Raw genomic sequence first — 1,925 nt, forward strand, 5'->3', positions numbered from 1 at the left:
GGGTAATTTTGAGAGGTTGGCCAGGGTTCTTTTTTTGACTTGATCTCCTTCTCGATAGGATTCACGAAGAAGGACAGCGGGGGGGGAATTACGGTTAGGAACTTTTTCTATATACATGACTACCATTTTAGCAAATAGAGAGAATTCTTGTCCATTAAGAAATGTTACAAATTACATGGGTACATCAAGAAATGTTAAGGGCTATATCCATTGATGGATAAGGGTTCTGGCTATTATGGTATATATGTATGGGGGGAAGTTCAGTTATTACTGGAATGGACGGCGAGATTTATTCCCGTCGCGATCTGAGTCGGGAATGGGGCGGAGCGATCGATCTGGGAAAAGCTAAAACGGGAAAAAGCTTCGAGGTTGACGGTCATTTAGGGGAAACTAATCGCTGCGGCGTTTGGGATAGTGTGGACAGACTCAAATTCAGGACTTCGCGTAACCTTCGTTTGGAACTCGCCACCGACCCCAACGTGATCACCGAGCTAGTGCGATTCGATAGTAAGGGTGTCGCCACCGTCGTCGGTTCGGTTGAATACGGCGACCGACTGTCTCTCAATTTAACACCGGGTCGCTACGGCCTCAGTTTCTTTGTTGAGGGAGATTTGATCTCCTATCAGGTTAATGCCAGTTTCATTTAGGGCTGTTAAAGATCAAGGATAGCGACCGCCGAAATCAGCAAAGACCGTTCAATTCCCCCAAAACAGCCTGATGTTTCTGCCGCGCTGACCTTTCCTCGGTCGATGTGCGCTGGCACTGTCTCAAACTTTTGCCGATGGTTGATAGGTCAACTTTCAGAGTAAGCCGTTTCTTTTGAACGTAATCCCGCCAATTCTCCCGCTCAATAGCATCGAGTTCTTGGCAGATGTCAGCAGTCAGCCGATAATCGACACTAGGAGCCAAAACTTCCCCGTCAAAGTGACCGCCGGCATAGCAGCCGGGGTTATGGCAGCGGGGCAGTTTATCCAGGTTGGAGTCAAAACCATCGATGACAAGGGCAGCGAGATAGTGGTGGACAATCCCACTGTCATGACAGCAGAAGCAATTCCAGTCGGGCTGCCAGATTTCTACCTCCGCTCCTGGTTCCTTTTCGGGGCGCATCGGCTCCCTGGGGAGTTTTTTCAAGATTTGTTCCCCCAAACTAAATTGTTGGTAATCGCCCAGTCCGCAAAAGCTTTTCTTGTCTCCCACTCTTCTGGTGGTCCCCCTTGGGCTACAAAACGACCTTTTCCTTGCCGTATTTCAGCAATCCACTCCTCTCGTTTGGAATGGTTCTCCCAATCGGCTTCTCCTACTTCACTTTGAAACATATCGTAATACACGCGGGAACGTTCTTTACCCGCGCGGTTCTTGCCGGCCAGCCATGCTTCGATGTCGTGGATGGGTGGGTTGAAGTCTTTCACCTTCTCCCTGACAAAATTGAAAAATTTCTCTCTCGCCGTATCTGAGAGAGATTTAATAAAAATCTGATAAGAATCTGGAGGAACGACGGAAGCTTTGACTGGTAAGGTTTTTGATGGGGTCAAAGTCTCCATTTTGTCCAACGAAGTCTCCATTTTGTCCAACAAAGTCTCCATTTTGTCCAACAAAGTCTCCGATTTGTCCAATGAGTCTCTATTTTGTCCAACAGTCTCCGATTTGTCCAATGAGTCTCCATTTTGTCCAACAGTCTCCGATTTGTCCAATGAGTCTCCATTTTGTCCAAGAATTACTACGACACCGTTAGGGGCTTCCCAGTCGATTAGTTTCTTGTCTTTGAGTCTCTGAATCCCTTTGTAAAAAGCTGCTTTGCTGCCCACATTCCGCACCCTCAACTGTCACATAAGCTGTCCCCCTCCAGAGACTTGAGTAAAAATACTTATCTGGTGAAGATTTTCTCGGTGGCCGTTAGGGGGGTCTTGAGACCCCTAATTATGAAA

Annotated in this window: 3 protein-coding genes; 1 reads left to right on the top strand and 2 read right to left on the bottom strand. The window is 47.4% G+C overall.

Annotated features, from left to right (window positions below):
* Positions 1–248: 248 nt before the first annotated feature.
* A complete protein-coding gene (locus IQ242_RS23710) occupies positions 249–647 on the top strand; it encodes a hypothetical protein (protein WP_228021185.1) in 399 nt (132 codons plus the stop codon).
* 34 nt (positions 648–681) lie between these two features.
* Here IQ242_RS23710 and IQ242_RS23715 read toward each other — a convergent pair whose 3' ends face one another.
* Both IQ242_RS23715 and IQ242_RS23720 read right to left on the bottom strand, forming a co-directional pair.
* On the bottom strand, positions 682–1,107 hold the full coding sequence (locus IQ242_RS23715; protein WP_193961640.1) for a hypothetical protein: 426 nt from the start codon (positions 1,105–1,107) through the stop codon (positions 682–684).
* A 20-nt stretch (positions 1,108–1,127) separates the two neighbouring features.
* On the bottom strand, positions 1,128–1,805 hold the full coding sequence (locus IQ242_RS23720; RefSeq protein ID WP_193961641.1) for a hypothetical protein: 678 nt from the start codon (positions 1,803–1,805) through the stop codon (positions 1,128–1,130).
* Positions 1,806–1,925: the final 120 nt, after the last annotated feature.

The organism is Microcystis sp. LEGE 08355 (assembly GCF_015207185.1).
Taxonomy (GTDB): Bacteria; Cyanobacteriota; Cyanobacteriia; order Cyanobacteriales; family Microcystaceae; genus Microcystis; species Microcystis panniformis.